Here is an 899-nt window from a genome sequence, read left to right as displayed (position 1 = left end):
TCGGACATGGTTTGCTGTCTCCTTTCGAATGGTGTGTCGCGACTTCATTCTACCAAAGATCTGCAAACCATGTCTTTTTTGTTTTTGCGAAACTTATTCTACCTGACCAAAGTGTGTTATAACTATAATACACTTAAACAAGGAGGGAGGCTGATTATGGTTGATTCCATTTGACAATTTCCATATGGAAGAGGGGATACCAATCTATCAGCAAATCCTTCTATATCTTAAACGCGGTATTGTTGCTGGAGATTTCCATGATGGCGATGAGCTTCCTTCACGGCGAATGTTAAGCGCACTGTTAGGAGTTAATCCAAATACCGTACAGAAGGCATATCGGCAGTTAGAAGAGGAGAATTTGATTTGTTCTCACACTGGTTCCAAAAGTTATATGGTACTTAATACAGAGAAAATTGCTCAGATTCGTGCAGAATTATTGCAAAGTGACGTAAAAAGCGTAGTGCAGTCGATGAAACAGATGGGGCTGTCCAAGGCAGAAGCACTGCGCTTAATACAAGCATATTGGGATTGAGAGAGGGGAAAGAACATGGGCAAAAAACATCTTTCTGTGCTGATGCTGTATGTGCGTAGTTCGATCATACCGCTGCTGGGCATGTTGGTGCTCATAGGGAGCATACAAACCGGACTGTTCCTGTGGAGGATGAATCGTGGCGCAAATTCTTTGGAGGCTGTGATACAGTCTGCGCATCTCAGAGCTGTGTTAATGAGCGGATTCCTTTTGCTGGCGGCCTTTTTATACCGTATAAATGGTGGAGGATACACGCTGCGAGAGGCCATCCCAAACTTTGTGTAAACCTCCGATGTGGTGTAGAATAGGAGCACCACATTGGAGGATTTTTATAATGGCTAGAAAGAATCGTACCCCAGAAGAAAACGCA

Annotated in this window: 2 protein-coding genes; both read left to right on the top strand. The window is 43.6% G+C overall.

Annotated features, from left to right (window positions below):
- Window positions 1–160: 160 nt before the first annotated feature.
- Window positions 161–532: a GntR family transcriptional regulator gene (locus tag ACTQ34_RS18025; RefSeq protein WP_441364974.1), complete on the top strand. Its 372-nt coding sequence runs from the start codon at window positions 161–163 to the stop codon at window positions 530–532.
- Window positions 533–547: 15 nt separating this feature from the next.
- Complete coding sequence (locus tag ACTQ34_RS18020; protein WP_441364973.1) at window positions 548–814, top strand: hypothetical protein; 267 nt, start codon at window positions 548–550, stop codon at window positions 812–814.
- Window positions 815–899: the final 85 nt, after the last annotated feature.

It is taken from the genome of Agathobaculum sp. LCP25S3_E8, assembly GCF_052117165.1.
Classification (GTDB): domain Bacteria; phylum Bacillota; class Clostridia; order Oscillospirales; family Butyricicoccaceae; genus Agathobaculum.
This window is presented reverse-complemented; position numbering and strand designations above follow the sequence as displayed.